Origin of the sequence: Acinetobacter sp. AOR12_HL (genome assembly GCF_027855275.1) — a bacterium.
Taxonomy (GTDB): Bacteria; Pseudomonadota; Gammaproteobacteria; order Pseudomonadales; family Moraxellaceae; genus Acinetobacter; species Acinetobacter baumannii.
On the sequence record NZ_JAKTIJ010000023.1, the window covers coordinates 39630 to 60674 of the forward strand.

Genomic DNA, 21045 nt, shown 5'->3' on the forward strand with positions numbered 1-21045 from the left:
TTGCTCTTTAACACAAAAGAGCAACTTTAAACGAGGTAAAGATTATGTTTTTTCATCTCAGCCATAACTATATGCTTGGTGTTGGAATCTTAATCTTTGCCTTTATTTTCTTTTATACGCCTATGGTTTACGCCTTTTTTAAAATCCGTAAACAACAGCGTAAGCAAAATAAGTTGTAGGGATAATGGACCAAAGGCCCAAAATTTGGTCATACATCAATAAAACTTAATTTTGTTTACACATTATGAGCGTATAGTAGTGACATCTTCGTTTAGAGATGTCGAACATAGATATATACAACGAAGAGAGAACAACAATGTCTATCCTTAGTTGGGACGATTTTGAAGATGATTCGCAAAAACCGGCTGCACCTGAACACAAGTCTGCGCCCGTCAACCCGGAAAAAACGCCTGATTCGCAGAATGTATCTGCTGCGCAGCCATCATCGCAGAGCGTGGCAGCTCCACAATCCACTGGAACCCATTCCGTGCGATCAACAAATCCAACCGATTCAATGGCTCGAGCATCTGAAGCCTTAGAACATTTGGATGTTGCTCCTGGCCTTGAAGAGTTAGAAATGGGCGCGCAACGCGTTCAGGTTGACGACAAAGCCATGATTAACTGTCGCGCTGACTTGAACCAGCTTGTTCCATTTAAATATGAGTGGGCTTGGCAAAAATATCTAGATGGTTGTGCAAACCACTGGATGCCTCAAGAAGTGAACATGAACCACGATATCGCACTTTGGAAGTCTGAAAATGGCTTAACTGAAGATGAGCGTACGATCGTTATGCGTTCTTTAGGTTTCTTCTCGACTGCGGACTCTTTGGTTGCGAACAACCTCGTATTGGCAATTTACCGTCACATCACGAACCCTGAATGCCGTCAGTACATTTTGCGTCAAGCGTTTGAAGAAGCAATTCACACTCACGCTTACCAATACTGTATCGAATCTTTAGGTATGGACGAAGGCGAAGTCTTCAACATGTACCGCGAGATTCCATCGGTTGCACGTAAAGCAGCTTGGGGCTTGAAATACACTCAATCGTTAAGTGACCCTACTTTCCACACAGGTACGCCTGAAAACGACCAACGTTTACTTCGTAACTTGATCGCGTTCTACTGTGTTCTTGAAGGAATCTTCTTCTACTGTGGCTTTACTCAAATTTTGAGTATGGGTCGCCGTAACAAGATGAATGGTGTTGCTGAGCAGTTCCAATACATCTTGCGTGATGAGTCTATGCACTTGAACTTTGGTATCGACATGATTAACCAAATCAAGATTGAGAACCCTCACCTTTGGACTGCCGAGTTCCAACAAGAAGTGATTCAAATGATTCTTGAAGGTACGATGCTTGAAATCGAATACGCACGTGACACAATGCCACGCGGTGTATTGGGTATGAACGCAAGCATGATGGAAGAATATTTGAAATTCATCTGTAACCGTCGTTTATCTCAGTTAGGTTTACCAGAGCAATTTGTTGGTGTAACTAACCCATTCGCGTGGATGTCGGAGATGATGGACTTACGTAAAGAGAAGAATTTCTTTGAAACTCGCGTAACTGACTACCAAACTGGTGGTGCGTTAAGCTGGTAAGTTGAAGCGTTCTTACTCAAAGTAATTTGAGACTATAAAAAATCCGACTCTATGTCGGATTTTTTATAATTATTAGTATTAAATTGAACCAGATTAGCTTATAAGAGATACATTATGCATATAAAGTATTTAATAATTTTTAGCGTCATAAGTTTGTGTACCTTAAATATTATAGGCTGCTCAAAATCACTTTCACCACAAAATAATAACCAAAGTGAGTCAAGTAAACTATACGAACAAGGTAGCAAATACTTCTTAGGAAAAAATGTTCCACAAGATTATCAAAAAGCTTTTTCTTATTTCCAAATGGCGGCTGAACAAGGCTTACCTATTGCACAAAATGATTTAGCAGGAATGTACTCCAAAGGAATTGGTACGTCGAAAAATGAAGAAAAAGCTTACTATTGGTATGAGAAAGCTGCTAAAAATAATTTTCCAGAAGCTCAATACAATATGGGGCTTATGTATGATAATGGCTATTATGTAAACAAAAATAGATCTAAAGCCTTAGAGTTTTATAAACTATCTGCTAATCAAGGTTATGCTAAAGCTCAATATAATCTAGCAAATGCTTATCTTTCAGGAGATGGTGTACAAAAAGATATTAATTTAGCTTTAGAATTATATGAAAAAGCTGCAATACAAAATCTTTCTGAAGCTCAATATAACTTAGCAAATATTTATTCAGATGGTAACTTAGTTAAACAAGATAATGAAAAAGCTTTAGAGCTATATATACAACTAGCTGAGAAAGGTGTACCTGAAGCTCAAAACAATCTAGCCTATATGTATGCTAATGTTTACTCAGATTATGAAAAAGCAAAATTTTGGTTCAAAAAAGCTGCTGATAATGGATATGAACCCGCAAAAGAGGCTTTAGAGCAGTTTCAGTAATCCACAATATATTACTTAGATCAAAAGGGTTGCTAATAGCAGCCCTTTTTCATATCTATCTCTCAACTCGATATAAAGGTAAAACTATTTTTAAATAAAATTAGGTTTATTTCTTATGCTTAACTAATTTTAAACATAATATTGAAACAACCACCACTAACCAAATTAAAATTAAATATCTCATCAATAAGGTGGGGAACATAACCCAAATCCACCAAGAAGCAACTTCCTCGTCACTTGTTGAAAAATTAATTACTCTCCCCTTTTCATCTTCAAAACGAACATTACTAGCTACAATTTTATTACCATCAAGGAATATTGAAGGATAAGGAAAAAAACTTCCTTCTAATTTAAGCAATCTTCTAGGTTTATATAAGTCACAAAATGAACCATTTTCATTTCTAAAATATGCACAATTAATAAGAAAATTTTCATTATCTCTTTCTACGACTAACGACCTTATACGTCTATTTTTAAAATGAAATTCAGGCTCATAAACAACAAAACTCTCTTTTCTAGGAGTAAAAACTATACTTGGGTTAAGAGCACAAAGCAGTACAATCACACACAAACTTAAGGAAAGGACAAGAACAAAATTTTTATAAATATACGAATATAATGAAAAAAATGGATCAAACACTTCCCTAGAGATCCACATTTTAAGTTTATAAATCACAACTATCCCCACTATAAAACAATAGTAAAAAAACCAGAAGCTAATAAAACACCTGTACTAAAAGTACCGACACATACAAGAAAATTTATAATCCATATTCTTTCTTGTTTTACATAATTTTTTAATAGTTTTGCTAAGATAAATAGCAAAAAAATAAAGAATATGTGTTGTGATAAAAATTAGCTTTTATTCTAATTTCGAATTCAAAAAGAAATTTTAAGTTAAACCGAGTTATATCTCACTCAAGTTATACAGAGTAATTTTAGTCAAAATGATTAGCGGGAGCTATCAAATTTGCTCACAAAAAAGCCGATTTGTGTCAAAATCGGAATTTTGCTTTTTTGTAGTGGACAAAAATTTTAACACACTGATTTTAAAAATCTTTTTAAACATGGTTTCAGATAACACCCATTATGTTAAATAATCAATACTTAAAGTTGAAAATTAGTCTTCGACCAATCCTTTTAAAAAAAATTGAAGCCCTAAATAAATTGAAGTATATAACATGACTCCAAAAGCATTTTCCAAACTCAAAAAAATAAGACTTACTAAAAAGCTTAAAGAAATTGCAAATGTTAAAGATAAAATAGTATTAAAAAAATCATTAACTTTATATTTTTTTATAAACATAAAAATTATATAAATAAGTCCAGTTAAAGCTAGATTTATGCCCAATATAATTGGATAAAATACCAATAAAAAGAAAAAAAATATTGAAGCTATGCCCAAAAATATATGTAATATACAAAAAATTCGCCAAAAACCATTCATAGGTACTACCTATTAATTATTAATATTTTCTAAAATTAACATAATACAGCTTATGTGAAAGGTATTTTTTATCTAATATAAATCATAGTTTTATTTTTTAACCAAAGCCCAACTCATAGTACTTGGGCTGTTTTAATGATTTGTCACCTTTCAGGATTACTTTTTGATCAACCCTCCACAATTTCATGTAATCTCTATTAATTTTAAAGCAGATAAATATCTAATCTAAATCCATCATATGTCGTAAGAGTTACTAAACTTTTGAATTGCTGAAATAGAAAATGACAATTTATATGTCACATGACAAACAGAAACCATGGATTATGTTCGCTAGCTCAAATCCAAATAACCAAATACAGCTTTTTCAACTCGCTGCTGTAAATGATTTAAATCACTTTCCCCTGCTATACCTGCCGCGTTAATCATTCCCTTGCTTAAAGCAATCACATCTTGTGCAGCTATTTGCGCATGTGAAATGCCAGAACGCATGAACAGATCAGAAATTATGGTTTCAAGCTTGTATTGAAGCTGACTTTCCTCAAAGTCTTTTCCAATGAGTTCAGAAGCAAACTCTAGTGTTCGTGCCAACTGCGGGCGGCTCAATTGATGTTGTACAGCGGCTTGTATAATGAGTTTTAGTTTATCTTTTAAGTCTGCGCCATCACTTTGCTATATGACTTCAACAATATGATTTGAAAGTTTGGCGCGTTCACGTCGAATTAGCTCGACGATTAAAGCATCTTTAGAAGGAAAGTATTGATATAGGCTACCAATGCTTACGCCAGCAAGTTCGGCCACGGCATTTGTGTTAAATCCAGCAAAGCCTAAAGACTCTAAAATGCGAGCAGCCGCTTCTAATATTGCTTCAAAAGTAGCCACTGAACGTGCTTGACGCGGGCGTTTGCGTGGATCTGCGAGTGTTTCTGACATGGCCCGAAATGCGAGTATTTAATGTGAGTAATCACTCATATACTGACTGAGTCATATTGATATGACAAGAAAATCCTGTCTTTTCAATTGAACTACAACTCGGCCCAGTCATGGAGTAGTTATGTCTAGAACCTATACTTTTTTTATTCATTTAAGAGCATTGCCTGCTTGGTTGGCTTTAGCTCGTGAAAAGCGGGCTGAGTTTAGTGCACAAAAACTTGGACCTATTTTTGCAAAGTACCCGACTGTAAAAGTTCGTTGGTATGATATTGAAGCGTTTAGCACTAAAGCCAGTGATATTGCTGTGTTTGAAACCACATCTCTGCAAGATTATTATTTTGTGATTGATGCGATCCGAGACTCTGAGTTGTGTACGGTGCCCTACTTTGAGTTTGTAGATATTATTCCAGCAATTGAAGATGGGTATGTGGAGTATGAAAATTCTTTATAGACATTGCTAATAATCTTTTTTACTTTGCACAGGTACTAAGCTTCTTATGAATTTTAAAAGAAATATTTCACCCCCAATTCATTACATACAAATATCCTATTTTGGGATATTTTTAGTTATAGTTCAGTATTTCAAGTTATGAGCTCAATACATGACAAAAGATATATAAAGTTAATTAATACTTTAACCCAACTACGTGAGTTAAAAGATATTACTCAGGTAGAATTAGCCTCATCATTAAAAAAACCACAATCTTATATTTCTAAAATCGAAAATTTAGAACGTCGTATTGATATAGTTGAACTTTATGATTGGCTAAAAGCTTTAGGTGAAAGTGAAAATACTTTAATAAATTTTATTTTGGGCTTAGAAGAAATATCTTAATTTTTTAATATTTAGAGAGGTACCGTTCTTTTGTTATCTTTTAAATTTCTCTCACCTCTTGATCAACCATTAGATAATTTTATGCTAATTGATGTTTTAAATGCCACTTTAGCAGATGAGTCATTTAATGAATTAAAGTTTGCAGTAGCTTATGCTAAATCAGGCGTATTAAAGTTTTTAAAAGAAAATATAGATTTATGGCGTATTAGAAAAAATAAAAGTGAAATTTTTATAGGAATCGACCAAAAAGTTACATCAAAAGAAGCTTTGGAAGTAGCTCTTGATTTATTTGATAATGTTTATTTAATAAACCATAAAAGCGTTACTTTTCATCCTAAGTTATATCTATTTAAAGGCAAAAATATAGGTAAAGTTATATTAGGGTCGAATAACTTAACATCGGGAGGACTAGAATCAAATTTTGAATCCGCAATTATTATGGATTTAGATCTTAATACTCCAAGTGATAGTGCTGCATTTTACCATTTATGGAATTCAGTTAATGACTTGAAATCTACCGCCTATGGAATTGCCGTACCTTTAGATAAAGATTTGGTTAACGTCTTACACGGTAATAATTTATTAGCAATTGAAGAAATTATACCTGGTAAAGCTACAATTCAACAAGATTATCAAAAAAGGGCTACTATACTTAATGACATTTTTAGAAGCTCTTTATCTGTCAATTTAAAACGTAAATCTAAAAATAATAGCAACTATATAAAACTGGGGGATAGTAGTTCTCAGCAGGAAACTAATAATACGGATTTCGTCACAACTATAAAACCAGCTGATGCTCTAGATCTAACGGATATGGATAATATTGATCAAGATCAATCTAATATTAAATGTAACAGTTTCTTAAAAAATAATACTGAAAAAACTCTATTAGTCCCAACTGAACCTACTAGAGATTTTTCCAACGATTCATATGAGACTTTTCTTCTTCAAATTAAGCCTCACCACAATGGTGAAATCTTTTTAAGTAAACGAGCTGTGAATGAACGGAAAGAATTCTTCGGCTTTCCATTTACAGGTAACACAAAGCCTAAAAAGACTAAAAACTCTACATACCCTCAACGGGTACCAGATCCATTAGTGAATATTTATGTATATGGTCAAAATGGAAATCAATTACTTACCCTCAATAACTATGCACTTAATATGGTTTACTATGAAAGTAAAAGTGAAATCAGGATCACTTGTAGCAATTTAGTATCTTTAGTGCCTGAATATTCTATTATGATCATGAATAAACCAAAACAAGAGTATGGGATTGATTATGAAATTGTAATTCATACCCCCGATAGCTCACATTATGAATACTGGCTAACTTTTTGTAATAAGTCTATGCCTAGTGGTGGAAGAAAACCTCGCTCATACGGATGGCTTTAAGTCATCCGCAGAGGTTTTTTAAATTTAAGTATCGAATTACTCTCAATAAAATTCTTTGAATTAATCTTATTATCATTAGTTACGGAGATATCGAGGTAGCTTTCTACCTCAAAGCCTAAACTCTCACCAATTAATAAAAGATATTCACAGGTCTTAATATGACACCACTCTTCTTCTATTTGTGTTTTAGAATCTCCTACAACGTAATAAGCTGAGGCGCCCTCTTTTAATACTTCATAATTTCTATTTAAAACAGCCTTCATATCTTCAAAATATCTGAGTAATAATGCTGCTGTATTTTTTTTACGAAAGCCTGCTTTTTTATCATTAAGATTCTTTGTACAAACCATTTTTAAAAATACTATAATTTGTTCTGGAAGTTCCACATGCTCCTCTAGTATACGTCTATTCATTTCATTTAATTCAGTATTTGTAATATCTCTAGAGCCTGTTAAAGATTTTTCAATAGTTGCTCTTTGTTTTGAAGTAAAGCCTTTTAATATAAGAATAGATAATCTATCAGTATCAATATAAGGTAAAGCAGTACAATAAGGAGGGCTTGTTATAATTGCATCAATTGAAGAGGGTTCAATACCTAATTGTAAATATGAATCCTCAGACTTATTATCTCCATACATTAGAGAAAATGTCCCCCTATTAATGCATCCTTGATCTTCACATTTCCAAAAGTGTTCCAGCTTTTCTTGCTCCTGAATTAAAGATTTTAGTAAAAGTTCTATAGCAGGCGCATCTTCTATTTCTTCTTTTCTCCTCCTAATTCTTAGATCTTGCGGATCTTGTTGAGAAATGGAACGCACAATTGAACTTAAAATCATTTCAAAATAGTTAACAAGACGTGTATCACCAAAGACTCTGATTTTTGACAATATATAATCTAGTTTCACCACTACTTTCGAAGGAAACCAAGAATATAGTTCATCACTAATTTCAATAGGAAACTGAGTTAAAGTATAAATTTTATTTTCATCAAACTTTGTTAGTTCATAACTGAGAGTTTTAATAGCCCCGCGCACAAGGTTTCTATCTAATAATAAAATTTCATTTTTAGATTTAGATAAATGATATGCTAATGGATTCATATCAATACCAAAAGCTTTATGCCCTCCTAGCACAGCTTCTAAAACTGTGGTTCCACTACCACAAAATGGATCTAAAATCTGACTATCATTATTGTGTTTCGTAGCTATATTAATTAGAGAAGCTGCCAATTGAGGATAGAATTTTCCTTTATAAGCATGTAATCCATGTGTGAAATAAGTAGAATTTTTTCTGGTTCGTTCTAATGTATTTTCTTTAAAAAATTGATTAGTGTGAATCTGGTTTTCAAAATTATATGTAAACTCATGTGCAAAAATTATATGTTTAAGTCTTGAAAACTCAAAAGAGCTAACCTCAAAATTACTAAACTTTAAGCTCGAACCTTTCTTCTCCATAATATCAACCTTTCGGTTTAATAATGCTTCTATTTCTTTTACAAGTAACTCTTTTTCATACTCAAATAACTTATATTTAGTATTACAGCCTATAATTTTCATCTTTGTTTCGGGCTTTTTCACTATTACAATTTGCTCTTGTCTTAACCTTCTACCAGGTTTAACAAAAGACCTTTTGGTTTCATGTAGAGGTCTTACAATAGTAGAAATGTGTTCAAACCCTATTCCTTTAGCATCTTCTACTAAAATTTTATGTGTTTCAAAAATCTCATTTTTAAAAATAGAATCTCCTACAACTAAAGCTGCATATTTACCAGGCTTAAGTACTCTATACATTCCTTTCAAAATTTGGGTCATGTCTAGTTTATATTCTTCATAGCCAGAATCATTTCGTTGATGTTTCAAATGAGACCCTATTTCTATTTTTCCTAATTCTCGAGGATCGAATCCCATCCAAAACATTCGAAATCTATGATATAAATGATAATCTGTTGCGTTGGCATAAGGAGGAGACGTAACAATAAGATCTACTGAATTTTCATCCAAATTCATCATTTCATATCTTGAATCCCCCACAAGAAATTTTGCAGGATGAAATTCAAACTCACCTAATGATAGTTTAACTTTTTTTAGAACAAAATTTAGACTATCCAAAAAAGATGATAATGTTTGACTAGGTAAAATGTCTTTTTGAATAGCTGTATATCTTGTTTCCGAATCTTGATTTGAGTTTTTAATAATAATCCTTGATAAAGCAACAGAAGCTAGGATCTTTGCTGTCTCACGGTCTAATTTATCAATAAAGAATTTGATCAGTGCTAATTCAGTAATTACAAATGGCATGAACCATTTATCAATATTAGGGATATCAGGGATAAATTTTTTTAATTGTTCAAGAAGTATAGGGCTTAAATTTTCTTTATCAGTTTTGATTAAATCTTTATAACTTAATAGATGGACTTTTAATGATTCTAATGCATCATTATCATCTTTACTGAATTTAATAGTTTTTGCTTTGCCAATTAATGCACTCAGTGGATTTGCATCAATGGAGATTGAATATCTACCTAATCTGCTTGCCTCTGTTGCAGTAGTACAACTACCTGCAAAAGGGTCTAAGACTACATCACCTTCTTCACTTAAAGCGCAAATTAAACGATTAGGTATTTGAGGAATAAATTTTGCAGGATATGGATGAATATCATGAGTATAGATTGACGTTGCTTCATCTGTGAATGCCCAATCCATAGATGCTAAAACCTCTACCCCCTTAGCATTGGCACCAGAATTCAAAAAAATTTGCTCTTCTAACAATAAATCGAATTGTTCTGTTATCCAGCTATTCAACGTATGGCTTTTTTCTTTCAAAGAGGCTTTTAGCTGCTCTTCTTTGGAAGAGGGTATTTCAATTGTTAATTTTTTCATTTCTGGGATACTCCTACTTTCCCAGAATCTCATTTTTCAAGTTGTTTTACAACCTTCATCCTTATTACAATACTCAACTGGTTGTTTTATACTCATAACTTTTCACCATAAGCTCATTTTTAATCCAAGCTCAGTGATACTATAAGTATAAAACTTTACTTCACTCTATCTACTATTTCTAATAAATTAATATTAGCTTCCAAAAGAGATATTTTTAAAAACCCTGATCACTTCATCGATTTTTATTTTCTTTTAATCTTTCTAACTCTATAAGGCTTTCCGCAAAATATAGAGTTAAAGTTAACTAAATAACTTTAGCCCCTCCCCCAAAACCGCTCCAACACCACATCCCTTTCATCCAAACTGTTAGAGCCTAAAACCTGTAGCATCAGGCCATCGATCAGGTTTAAAACCATATCTGCATCAAATTTAAAAGCACGGGTTTCACAGCTAAAAATCAGGTCAAAAAGTTCCCGATGTAGCCATTTTCGGTATTCAACTGCCATACGGTAGGCTTGCGGGTACAGCCGTTTTATCTCAAAAACTGCTTTAAGCAGCAAATGGTACAGACTGTTTAAATTGGTATGTAAGACAATAATTTCTTTGAGTTTATCTTTTTGGGTGTAGTAACGGCTTGAGTAAATAATGGAGAGCACGTCTTCTTTGAGTAGGCTTTTTTGAAAGGCGATGCACATTTCAATCAAGCGTTCTTTGGAGTGGAAGTAGTTGTAAAACGTGGCTTTCGGTATTTTGGCTTCTTTGATAATGAGGTCTACCCCTGCATTATGGAACCCATGCGTGGTAAAGAGTTGGATGGCGGTTTGAACCACCTGTAATTTTTTGGAAGATATTTCTAAAGTTGGCATAGTTTTACCGTTATAAATTCTTGTTGTTTCTAAATGAGATAAAAAGCCTGTGCCCTTTTGGGAGAAAAAAAGGCACAGCAAAGCCGCAAGACGGTGCTTGGCACATCTCAAGTTTTATTGTTGATATAAGTTTTTAGCCGTAATGACTTAAAGTCTGAAAAGCGGTTAAGCCTTCAAACTGTTTAAAGATGAATTAAGTGGTGTCGTTATAGCTTTTGGCGCTTAAGGCCAAGAAATGATGGATGTGCATAGCCAACTCCTGATTTTGGGAGTTCTGCCAAAGCATTCATTTGGAATTATGGTGGCAGAACGAAAGGGGGTTAGCAGACTGGCTCAAGACCCAGCACACCCGAAGGTGTCCCCCTTCCGTCCTACCGCTACAAAAAGGGAGACGAACGGGTCTACATCAAAAAAAACGAGTTTTTTCAATGTTCTTGAGCGCGGTCTGCTAAAACCGGCTGGCAATGTGGCCAGCACGCAAAGCATAATCTGAGAGTTGAGATGTGTCAATGTAGCTTTAATGACAAGTGATTAAATTTCTTATTGTTTTTCATTAGATTAACTTAATTATTATTTAAGATATTATATTTAATTATATTTTTAAAATTAAACAGAAGCGATCCGTGCTTATTGATTTCTTAATGAGACTTTTAATATGAAATAACGAAATGATAAGTAGGATTAGACAGTCTCTGTCTGCCCCACTTGGTGATAAGCACGGTTAAAATAAACCAAACTTTGGTCATGTTGGCTTTGTTTAATCGCCACAATCGGACATATAAAAATCGTGTGTGTGCCGACTTGTTGAATTTGCTCAATCTCACAATCGAAGCTCACCAAAGCATCTTCCAACACAGGTGCGCCTGTTTCTAACTCAATCCATTCGCCATGTTTAAAGCGTTCTTCTGGTGTGAGCTTAGATGAAAATGCTTTTGAAATATGTTCGTGGTGCGCGCCTAACACGTTCACAGTTAAGATTTTGTTATCTAGGAAATGTGCATGTGAGCTCGCAGCTTGGTTCATACAGACCAATAATGTCGGCGGTGTGTCAGTCACACTACAAACAGCAGAGGCAGTAAATCCAAAACGGCCAGACATGCCTGCCGTGGTCACAACGCTAACTGCACTTGTGAGTAAAGACATTGCATTTCTAAAGTCTGTTGCTTGAACCATGACATTATTCCTAAATTGAACCGTACCTTGTCCTATGTGTTTGCTATACCGCCCAACTCCATCAGGAAGGTACTATCGACATGCGATCTGATTAGAGCGACATGTAGTAAGTAAAATGAGGGTTACTTGTTTGATTATCAACTACCATCAAAAAAGTAACCCTTTATACCACTTATTGGTAAGTATTAAGCAGTAAGTTCAAAACCCGTAAGTTCTCTGCGAACGATTTCTGCACCTGCCGTTAACGCATTTAACTTGCCACGTGCCACTTCACGAGAAAGAGGCGCCATACCACAGTTTGTGCAAGGGTAAAGCTTGTCTGAGTCTACAAACTGAAGTGCTTTACGTAGTGTGTTAGCCACTTCTTCCGGTGTCTCAATCTGGTTTGTTGCAACATCAATCGCACCTACCATGACTTTTTTACCACGAATAAGTTCGAGTAAATCGATTGGCACACGCGAGTTGTGACATTCTAACGAGATGATATCAATGTTAGAAGTTTGAAGTTTCGGGAAAGCTTCTTCGTACTGGCGCCATTCTGAACCGAGTGTCTTTTTCCAGTCAGTATTGGCTTTAATACCGTAACCATAGCAAATGTGTACCGCAGTTTCACATTTTAGACCTTCAATTGCACGCTCTAAAGTTGCAATACCCCAGTCATTTACTTCGTCAAAGAAGACGTTAAATGCAGGTTCGTCAAACTGGATAATATCTACACCAGCAGCTTCTAACTCTTTCGCTTCTTGGTTCAAGATTTTGGCAAATTCCCAAGCAAGCTTTTCACGGCTCTTGTAGTGACCATCATAAAGTGTATCAATCATGGTCATTGGGCCAGGTAATGCCCATTTAATTGGCTGATCAGTTTGCTGACGTAAAAACTTTGCATCTTCAACAAATACAGGCTTTTGACGAGACACCGCACCTACCACAGACGGTACGCTTGCGTCGTAACGGTCACGAATACGAACTGTTTCGCGCTTCTCAAAATCTACGCCATTTAAGTGCTCAATAAATGTCGTCACAAAGTGTTGGCGGGTTTGTTCGCCATCGCTGACAATATCAATGCCAGCAAGTTTTTGTTCGTGAAGTGCTAAACGTAACGCGTCTTTTTTACCTTCAATTAAGCCTTCGTTTTCGAGTTTCCACGGCGACCAAAGTTTTTCAGGTTCTGCAAGCCAAGACGGTTTAGGTAAGCTGCCAGCAGTTGAAGTCGGTAATAACTTTTTCATAATAAATGACCTATATGTTGATTAATTAGGAGCGTAATTCGCAGACCACTGCTCAAGAATCGCTTGGTATGGTTTGATAAATTGCTCTTCAACAAACTTCCCCTGCTCTATAGCCAAACGGCTACGTTCTTCACGGTCATACACAATTCGAGTAAGTGAATAATCTTGGTGCTTCAAGCTTGGTTGATAAGACTTTCCAGCCACTGAATTTGCATTGTAAATTTCAGGACGGTAAATCTTTTGGAAGGTTTCCATCGTACTAATGGTACTAATCAACTCAAGGTTGGTGTAATCACTCAACAAATCGCCAGTAAAGTAGAACGCTAACGGCGCAACGCTATGCGGCGGCATGAAATAGCGAACTTTTAAGCCCATTTTTTGGAAATATTCATCGGTTAATGAATAGTCTTCTTGCTTGTATTCAACACCTAAAACAGGATGTTCGTTTTCAGTACGGTGATACACCTTACTTGTTGAAACGCTTAAGCAAATTACAGGCGCCTTTTTAAAGTTGGCTTTATAAGTCTCAGAGTTAATAAAGCTCTTAAACAAGTTGCCGTGCAATTCACCAAACTTTTCTGGCGTGCTAAACGTAGACTTGTTTTTGTTGTGATCTAACAACAGCACACTAAAGTCATAGTCACGTACATAAGACGAGAAGTTGTTACCTACAATGCCTTCGATGCGTTCATTGGTCTTTTTATCAACAATATTGGTTTTCAATATTTCGATGAGAGGAAGCCCGCTAGTACGGTTTTCGGCATCAATATTCATTTCAACTGAAATGATTTCAAGTTCAACGCCATAGCGGTCGCCCTTAGGGTTGTCCCAATGAGCTAAGGCATTGAAACGATTGTCGATCATCCGTAAGGTGTTGCGCAAATTTTCTTCGCGGCTCATCCCTCTCGCCAAGTTAGCAAAGTTGGTTGTAATACGCGTATTGTCTGCTGGACGATAGTTCTCATCGAAACAAATACTCTTAATCGTAAATGTAAATTCTTTACTCATTGTGATCAGTACCCTAATTTCTGAGATAAACCTAAAAAATCTTTTTGCTCTTTTTGAACTTTCCAGCCTTGTCAGTTTTGTGCCTTGTGGTCTTATCAAAAGTGAATTACTGGAGCGCTTCAGAGCATGGATAGATTTATACCGCAATCACAACATGAATAAAAATGATTTAGTCTCATTCAAAACTGAGTGAAATTCATGTTTAGGGTTTTATAAATAAGTATGAAGTTAAATATTTTTCATCTTAGGGAATTTTAGACAGCAGAATTTCAATATATAGCACTCGCGTTTTAGCACCTGAAAATTTATAATTTATGATTATTTTCAATTAATTAAATCTTTTTTCTTTAAATAAAACAGCTAAACCTAAAGCAATTTATGTTGACTCTCATTCATCTCTGCTTTTAGCCATTCTAAAAATAGGGTTTTGCGTGGATCTTCCTCAAAAGCACGATGAGAAAGTAGAAAATAGGCTGAACCATCTTGAACGACTGGTGAATTTTTTTGCAGTACCTTCCACTCAAGCTCTTTTTCAATCATATAAATTGAGATGACTGTCGCGCCGAGTCCCGCTAAACAACCTTCTAAACATAGGTAAAAATGTTCAAGTTCAACTTTGGAGTAGCCTTTTAAACTCTGCTTTAACTCAGCAATGCGGCTCATGTTTTTGAAAAAATTTGGTCTAGAAGTCGAAATGAGTAAGTCGTTTGTTTCCGATGGCTTGGTTGCTTGAACTAGAGCGATATATTCATCGGCAATCTTTTCACTATAAATATGCTCTCCCCAATCAAAGTCATTTCGGCGTATCGCGATATCAATATTATCTTTTTCAAAATCGACCACGCCGCCTGCTGTGAGTAGCACAACCTCAAAATCATGACCGAGCTTTTTAAATTTTGATAATCGTGGTATGAGCCATTTCATAGAAAGAGTCGGTTCACACGACAAAACCAGTTGCTTGTTTTCGGTTTTGGGTTCGCTGAGTTGTATTAAACATTCATCGAGTTGACCAAACACCTGATGGCAACAACTCAATAAAGTTTCACCCTGCTTAGTCATCACAAGCGTTTTATTTTTTCGGTCGAACAAAGCCGTATTTAAGGCTTCTTCTAAATTATAAATCTGTTTACTAACCGCACTTTGCGTCACAAATAATTTCTTTGCAGCTAAAGTCACGCTGCCATACTTCGCCACGAAATAGAAAAATTTTAGTGAATTCAGAGATATTCTTTCGATCATTCCAAAAACTCATAAATGTGTAGTCGTTTTTATCGATTTTTATTTTTAGATTTCTGTTCAAAATAAAAAATCATCTTTATTAAAACCTATTTTAGATGATGAAAAATATTTTAAATATCTATATCTATCTTCACAAATGTAAAGTCCCAATCTTTCTCACCAAAAGAATAGTAGCTTTAATTAAAACAGCTCTCCTCTCGAATACATTCCAAAAAGTACAGATAAAACCGTTCGTTTTCAGTGAGGGTGCAAGATAATGGCAGAGTTTATTGCGGTTATTCTCATTACGATTTTGGCAGTGATTAGTCCCGGAGCAGACTTCGCGATTGTTACTAAAAATAGTTACTTGTACGGTCGAAAAATAGGTGTGTACACTTCACTTGGAATATCGCTTGGCGTGTTGGTACATGTAACCTATACGTTAGTTGCCGTTGCCTTTGTAATGATTTATACGCCGCAAATTTTGAATATTGTTAAGTATATTGGCGCACTTTACCTGATCTATATTGGCTATAAAACTTTTACTCAAAAACCAGTTTTAGATACTGCGGCATTAACTTCTATAGGTACTTTGCAAGCGATAAAATACGGTTTTTTTACCAATGCCCTCAACCCTAAAACCACGCTATTTGTGATTAGTACCTATACGCAAATTGTGAGCTTCACCACGCCTAAAACCATTCTTTTAGCTTATGGCTTTTTTATGTCATTTGCCCATTTTGTATGGTTTTCACTTGTGGCTGTACTGTTCTCATCCATGCTACTAAGACAAAAAATGTTAGCCAAGCAAGTACAGATTAATCAGGTGATTGGTTCAATTTTATGTGTGTTAGGTGTGATTTTGCTTTTTACTAAGTTTCAGTAGAGGTACTTAATTTTCAGAACCTTTTTAATGTATTACTGTTAATATAAAAATACATGATAGATTTCCCAATCCTTCATATCTCTATAAATCAAGGATGATGAGCGAATACATTTATTATGGAAATCAAGCAAATAAAGTATTTTTTGACGGTCGTTGAATCAGGCAGTATTGGAAAAGCTGCCCAAAAACTCGATGTGGGTGCTTCAGCGATTAGTCAGCAAATTAGTAAGCTCGAGCAAGAGTTAAGCATTCGCTTATTACAGCGTAATGCTTTTGGTGTGACTCCAACTCCTGCTGGCCTTGCCTTTTTAAAGCACTCTCAACTTATTTTGCGTCAAGTGAACTTCGCGGTAGATGCTGCACATTCAGCACGGCTTTCCGGTCATGTCAGCCTTGGTTTTCCACCGACCATTACCGCTTTAATTGGCATCCCTTTAATGAAACTAATGTCTGAACGTTATCCAGATATTCGTTTAGAGATTGTGGAAACCCTGTCGGGGAACCTGATTCAGTCGATTAATTCGCGTCAGCTTGATATCGCTATTATTTTTACCAATGAAATTGATAAACAGTGGTCTATACAGCCTTTGGTGCGCGAGCAAATGTATTTAATGGCACGCAAAGAAGTGCTCGAAAAATACGGACTTAGCGAATGTATTAAAAGCGGAATTATTCAGTCGCAGCAAATTGGCGATATTCCTTTAGTGTTGCCACGTCAGCGTCATAGCTTAAGAAAATTGCTTGAGCACAAGATTGGACAGCTCAATGTCGTCTATGAAATTGATGGCTTGCATTTGCTTATGGACAGTCTGATTCATCTTGATCTTGCGAGTGTGAGGCCCGGAAGTGCTTGCTTACAAGAGTATAAACACAAGCTGCAATTGCTTAAGGTTGTCGACCCGGAAGTTGAACGAATTAACTATTTGGTGAGCCTTGCCGAAGAAGAATTATCACCTGCCGCACTTGCTGCCAAGTCAGCCATTAAGGCATGTGTGAAAGAATTGATTCAAAACCAGATTTGGCCATGTTCTGAAATTATTTTATAAAGGGTCATTAATTTTTCTAAATACCTAATTAATTTTCTCCTCTCACTCCCTCCTGCTTTTTAAGATTACATTTTCCTTCGAATGATAAGTGGTTTTCTGTTTATCGAAACATAGATGTGTAGTTTGAACTGGAAACAAGGCATCACATTTTCTACGAAGGACACCTTTAAATCTCATCTCTAACCCATTTCCTATTTAGGTTTATTGATTGAATCAGTTTACGTCCAAACCTTGAAGATCGTGAATGTTTCCATTTTGTTAGGCCAAGGAGGTCTCCAATGGATGTCGTTAATAACCGTAGGGCTACTTTTAAAAAAATATTAAATGTAACGAGTGGCAACTTTTTAGAACAGTACGATTTTTTTCTTTTTGGTTTCTATGCCACCTATATCGCAGCAAAGTTTTTCCATTCTGATAATGAATATGTCTCTTTAATGATGACATTTACCGTGTTTGCTGCGGGTTTTCTTATGCGTCCTCTCGGCGCTATTTTCTTGGGTGCCTATGTCGACAAAGTCGGTCGTCGTAAAGGTTTGATTGTCACTTTAAGTCTTATGGCTATTGGCACCATATTAATTACCTTTGTGCCCGGTTATGAAACCATTGGTATTATCGCACCAATTTTGGTGGTCATTGGGCGTCTATTACAAGGCTTCTCGGCAGGTGTTGAATCTGGCGGTGTTTCAATTTACCTCGCTGAAATTGCAACCGATAAAAATCGTGGCTTTATTACTAGCTGGCAGTCTGGTAGCCAACAAATTGCGGTTGTGTTTGCGGCCTTACTTGGTTATTGGCTCAACACCATTTTAACTCATGCTCAAGTGGGTGAATGGGGCTGGCGTATTCCGTTCTTAATTGGCTGTTTAATTATTCCTTTAATCTTCTTGTTCCGTCGTACTTTAGAGGAAACTGAAGACTTTAAAGCGCAAAAAACTCATCCATCTTCAAAAGAAATTTTCAGCACACTTGTAAGCAACTGGCGCATTGTACTTGCCGGCATGATGATGAGTGCGATGACTACGACAACTTTCTACTTTATTACGGTTTACACCACGGTGTATGCGAAACGTACTTTAGAAATGTCGGTAACAGATAGCCTTTTAGCAACCGTGTTTGTGGGTTTGTCGAATTTCTTCTGGTTACCAATGGGTGGCTTACTTTCCGACAAAATTGGCCGTCGTCCAGTATTAGTGGGTATTACGACTCTTGCGATCTTTACCAGCTATCCGGTTTTAAGCTGGTTGGTGAGCGACATTAGCTTCTCAAACCTACTTATTACCCTTGCTTACTTCTCGTTCTTCTTTGGTATGTACAACGGCACTATGGTCGCAACACTTGCCGAAGTGATGCCAAAACGTGTACGTACCGTTGGCTTCTCTTTAGCATTTAGTCTTGCAGCCGCGATTTTTGGTGGTATGACTCCAATGGCTTGTACCTTCCTTGTCGAAAATACAGGTAATGCAAGCACACCAGCGTTCTGGCTCATGCTCGCTGCAGTATGCAGTCTCATCTCAAGCTTGTATTTATGTCGTGGTTCTAAACAGAAAGATCCTGACGCAATTGCTGAACCTGCAAAGGTTAGCGCTTAAAACAACTCATTCCTTAACCTGAAATTTTAATAAACAGTACGGCAGACCTTAAATCTCCGTACTGTGCTTTCTTGCAATTCAAGTGAGGCACTATGAAAAAGTCCCCTATCTTCATAACCATTTGCCTAGCTGGTGCAGGCTTAGGATCTACATTTGCCAATGCAGATACGCTCGAAGTAATTAGCTCAGGCGGTTTCTATTCATCTATGGAAAAACTCATTCCAATATTTGAAAAGCAAACTGGTCACACGGTTCACCTCTCATCTGGTTCGTCTATGGGTGAATCACCGACTGCAATTCCAAATCGACTCAATCGTGGTGAACGTTTTGACATTGTTGTGTTGGCTGCTCCTGAACTAAGCAAACTCGCAGAAAAAGGTTATGTTGACCCAAATTCACAAAGCGCTTTAGTGAATTCAAGCATTGGCATGGCTGTGCCTAAAGGTGCACCAAAGCCAGACATTAGCTCTGCAGCAAAATTTGAAAAAGTTTTATTAAATGCCAAGCACATAGGCTATTCTGCAAGTGCGAGTGGTACTCATCTTGAAAAAGATGTTTTCCCAAGCTTTCCACCTGTCGAATACAAAGTAATTTCTAGTAAAGCAGAAAAAGTGGTAGGCGACCGCGTTGCAAAACGTATTGCCGAAGGCCAGTTTGATATTGGTTTCCAGCAAATTAGTGAAATCAAACCTTTTACCGGCAAATATGGTCAAGTTGAGTTAGTTGGTCCAATCCCTGCGCCTTACCAAAAAGTTACCGTATTTGCTGCTGGTATTGGTAAAAACTCGGAACATGCAAAAGTCGCAAAAGAACTTATTCAATTTGTGAAATCGCCTCAAGCGACACAAATTATTGAAGAACAGGGTCTTGAGCAGGTTAAACAATAAAAGCTCTAAAAGGCAGCATTTTGAGAGGATGTTGCCTTTACTCTTTGAACGGTTTACTCAAAGCAATAGAACAAAATGTAGAGCAATAAACCAGTGTAGAATAATTAACAAAGGTCAAAGTAGAATTTGCCGTGGAACTTAAACAATTAAAATATTTTATTGCAGTGATCGAGTCAGGAAGCTTGGGTAAAGCTGCAAAAAATCTCGATATTGGAACGTCTGCATTAAGTCAGCAAATCTCAAAATTAGAAAGCGAGCTTTCTATTCGCCTTTTACAACGTACTGCTTTGGGTACAGTTCCCACCCCTGCGGGTTTAGCTTTTTTTCAACAGGTTCAACTGGCACTTAGACACCTAGACCATGCCGTAGACTCTGCGTACTCCTCACGTTTAAGTGGTCACGTCACCGTGGGTTTTTCACCGAGTGTTGCGGCTGTTATAGGCACGCATTTTTTAAAACTCATGAGAAATCGTTATCCCGATATTAAAGTCCGTTTAATCGAAGGCTTATCGGGTGACCTCAAAGCTTTGGTGAATGCAAGGCAGCTCGATGTCGCGATCATCTTTAGTGACGATGTCGACCCACAGTGGGCCATACAGCCTTTAGTCAAAGAACAGATGTTTTTAATCTCGCCTAAAGAAGTGCTGAGTCAGTACGACCTTGAAAGCTGTATCGACACTCAAACCATTACCCATTCACAGCTTAAAGAACTTCCCTTGATTTTACCGAGCCAACGACATGGGCTGCGCTTGTTGCTCGAACAGAAAATTCACCAACTTAAAGTGGCCTATGAAATTGATGGGCTGCACTTGTTAATGGAAAGCATTAGCCAACTCGAAATGGCAACCATTCAACCTGCGGGTGCATCGTTAAACTCACGGCAAGACCTGTGTTTACTGCGCGTTGTAGAACCTGCTATTGAACGTATTAATTATTTAATTAGTCTCTCTGAAGAAGAGCTCTCACCTGCTACTTTAGCCACCAAAGTAGTAATTCGTGCCTGTGTAACTAACTTGATTAATGAAAAGCGCTGGCCCGGTGCGGAACTCATAAACACTTAAGCCATTAGTGTTTATTTTTACTAAACACCCATTCAAACCTAGCCTCTCACTTCATCTTCCCTTTTGAAGCTACATTAGCCCTAGCTGAGAAAGGGAGAAATC

The 21045-nt window shown here is 36.3% G+C and carries 19 protein-coding genes and 1 pseudogene; 11 read left to right on the top strand and 9 right to left on the bottom strand.

The features are described from left to right. The first annotated feature begins 44 nt into the window (after positions 1–44). The 3 genes from MKL36_RS12190 (at position 45) to MKL36_RS12200 (ending at position 2494) form a co-directional block, all read left to right on the top strand. Positions 45–179, top strand: a complete 135-nt coding sequence (locus MKL36_RS12190) for a hypothetical protein (RefSeq protein WP_000465010.1) — start codon at positions 45–47, stop codon at positions 177–179. A 137-nt stretch (positions 180–316) separates the two neighbouring features. Beyond that, the gene (locus tag MKL36_RS12195; protein ID WP_000025828.1) at positions 317–1600 is read left to right on the top strand and encodes a ribonucleotide-diphosphate reductase subunit beta; all 1284 of its coding nucleotides are present in this window, start codon (positions 317–319) and stop codon (positions 1598–1600) included. Between the two features lie 114 nt (positions 1601–1714). Beyond that, positions 1715–2494, top strand: a complete 780-nt coding sequence (locus MKL36_RS12200) for a tetratricopeptide repeat protein (protein WP_021511510.1) — start codon at positions 1715–1717, stop codon at positions 2492–2494. Positions 2495–2600: 106 nt separating this feature from the next. Here the strand turns inward: MKL36_RS12200 and MKL36_RS12205 are convergent, their stop codons facing one another. The 3 genes and pseudogenes from MKL36_RS12205 to MKL36_RS12215 form a co-directional block, all read right to left on the bottom strand. Then, complete coding sequence (locus MKL36_RS12205) at positions 2601–3170, bottom strand: hypothetical protein (protein WP_021511511.1); 570 nt, start codon at positions 3168–3170, stop codon at positions 2601–2603. A gap of 444 nt (positions 3171–3614) precedes the next feature. Continuing rightward, positions 3615–3941, bottom strand: a complete 327-nt coding sequence (locus tag MKL36_RS12210; RefSeq protein WP_021511512.1) for a hypothetical protein — start codon at positions 3939–3941, stop codon at positions 3615–3617. Positions 3942–4271: 330 nt separating this feature from the next. Next, positions 4272–4871, bottom strand: a pseudogene (locus MKL36_RS12215) (TetR/AcrR family transcriptional regulator). A gap of 121 nt (positions 4872–4992) precedes the next feature. On the opposite strand from MKL36_RS12215, the gene MKL36_RS12220 reads away from it, so the two are divergent. The 3 genes from MKL36_RS12220 to MKL36_RS12230 all read left to right on the top strand — a co-directional run bounded on the left by MKL36_RS12220 (position 4993) and on the right by MKL36_RS12230 (position 7101). Further along, positions 4993–5322, top strand: coding sequence for a darcynin family protein (locus MKL36_RS12220; protein WP_021511515.1), 330 nt, complete (start codon positions 4993–4995; stop codon positions 5320–5322). Positions 5323–5460: 138 nt separating this feature from the next. Beyond that, positions 5461–5706, top strand: a complete 246-nt coding sequence (locus MKL36_RS12225) for a helix-turn-helix domain-containing protein (RefSeq protein ID WP_021511516.1) — start codon at positions 5461–5463, stop codon at positions 5704–5706. An 81-nt stretch (positions 5707–5787) separates the two neighbouring features. After that, positions 5788–7101, top strand: coding sequence for a phospholipase D family protein (locus MKL36_RS12230; protein WP_021511517.1), 1314 nt, complete (start codon positions 5788–5790; stop codon positions 7099–7101). Here the strand turns inward: MKL36_RS12230 and MKL36_RS12235 are convergent. The 6 genes from MKL36_RS12235 to MKL36_RS12260 form a co-directional block, all read right to left on the bottom strand. Further along, positions 7098–9980 carry a DNA methyltransferase gene (locus MKL36_RS12235; protein ID WP_021511518.1) on the bottom strand — a complete coding sequence of 961 codons (2883 nt, stop codon included), beginning with the start codon at positions 9978–9980 and terminating at the stop codon, positions 7098–7100. The genes MKL36_RS12230 and MKL36_RS12235 overlap by 4 nt on opposite strands. 314 nt (positions 9981–10294) lie before the next feature. After that, positions 10295–10846: a TetR/AcrR family transcriptional regulator gene (locus tag MKL36_RS12240; RefSeq protein ID WP_021511519.1), complete on the bottom strand. Its 552-nt coding sequence runs from the start codon at positions 10844–10846 to the stop codon at positions 10295–10297. A 681-nt stretch (positions 10847–11527) separates the two neighbouring features. Further along, positions 11528–12019: a flavin reductase gene (locus MKL36_RS12245; protein ID WP_000249482.1), complete on the bottom strand. Its 492-nt coding sequence runs from the start codon at positions 12017–12019 to the stop codon at positions 11528–11530. 185 nt (positions 12020–12204) lie between these two features. Further along, positions 12205–13248 (bottom strand): methionine synthase, encoded by a 1044-nt coding sequence (locus MKL36_RS12250; protein ID WP_004888632.1) that lies wholly within the window; start codon positions 13246–13248, stop codon positions 12205–12207. Between the two features lie 21 nt (positions 13249–13269). After that, positions 13270–14256 carry a DUF1852 domain-containing protein gene (locus MKL36_RS12255; protein ID WP_000031355.1) on the bottom strand — a complete coding sequence of 329 codons (987 nt, stop codon included), beginning with the start codon at positions 14254–14256 and terminating at the stop codon, positions 13270–13272. Positions 14257–14622: 366 nt separating this feature from the next. Continuing rightward, positions 14623–15495: a LysR family transcriptional regulator gene (locus MKL36_RS12260; RefSeq protein ID WP_021511520.1), complete on the bottom strand. Its 873-nt coding sequence runs from the start codon at positions 15493–15495 to the stop codon at positions 14623–14625. Positions 15496–15751: 256 nt separating this feature from the next. Here MKL36_RS12260 and MKL36_RS12265 point away from each other — a divergent pair, with 256 nt between their 5' ends. The 5 genes from MKL36_RS12265 to MKL36_RS12285 all read left to right on the top strand — a co-directional run bounded on the left by MKL36_RS12265 (position 15752) and on the right by MKL36_RS12285 (position 20943). After that, positions 15752–16360: a LysE family translocator gene (locus MKL36_RS12265; protein ID WP_021511521.1), complete on the top strand. Its 609-nt coding sequence runs from the start codon at positions 15752–15754 to the stop codon at positions 16358–16360. A 116-nt stretch (positions 16361–16476) separates the two neighbouring features. Continuing rightward, positions 16477–17406, top strand: a complete 930-nt coding sequence (locus MKL36_RS12270; RefSeq protein ID WP_000403829.1) for a LysR family transcriptional regulator — start codon at positions 16477–16479, stop codon at positions 17404–17406. Positions 17407–17684: 278 nt separating this feature from the next. Then, positions 17685–18995 carry an MFS transporter gene (locus MKL36_RS12275; protein WP_000383636.1) on the top strand — a complete coding sequence of 437 codons (1311 nt, stop codon included), beginning with the start codon at positions 17685–17687 and terminating at the stop codon, positions 18993–18995. A 92-nt stretch (positions 18996–19087) separates the two neighbouring features. After that, positions 19088–19882, top strand: coding sequence for a substrate-binding domain-containing protein (locus MKL36_RS12280; RefSeq protein ID WP_000749505.1), 795 nt, complete (start codon positions 19088–19090; stop codon positions 19880–19882). Between the two features lie 131 nt (positions 19883–20013). Next, positions 20014–20943, top strand: coding sequence for a LysR family transcriptional regulator (locus MKL36_RS12285; RefSeq protein ID WP_021511522.1), 930 nt, complete (start codon positions 20014–20016; stop codon positions 20941–20943). Positions 20944–21045 lie beyond the last annotated feature (102 nt).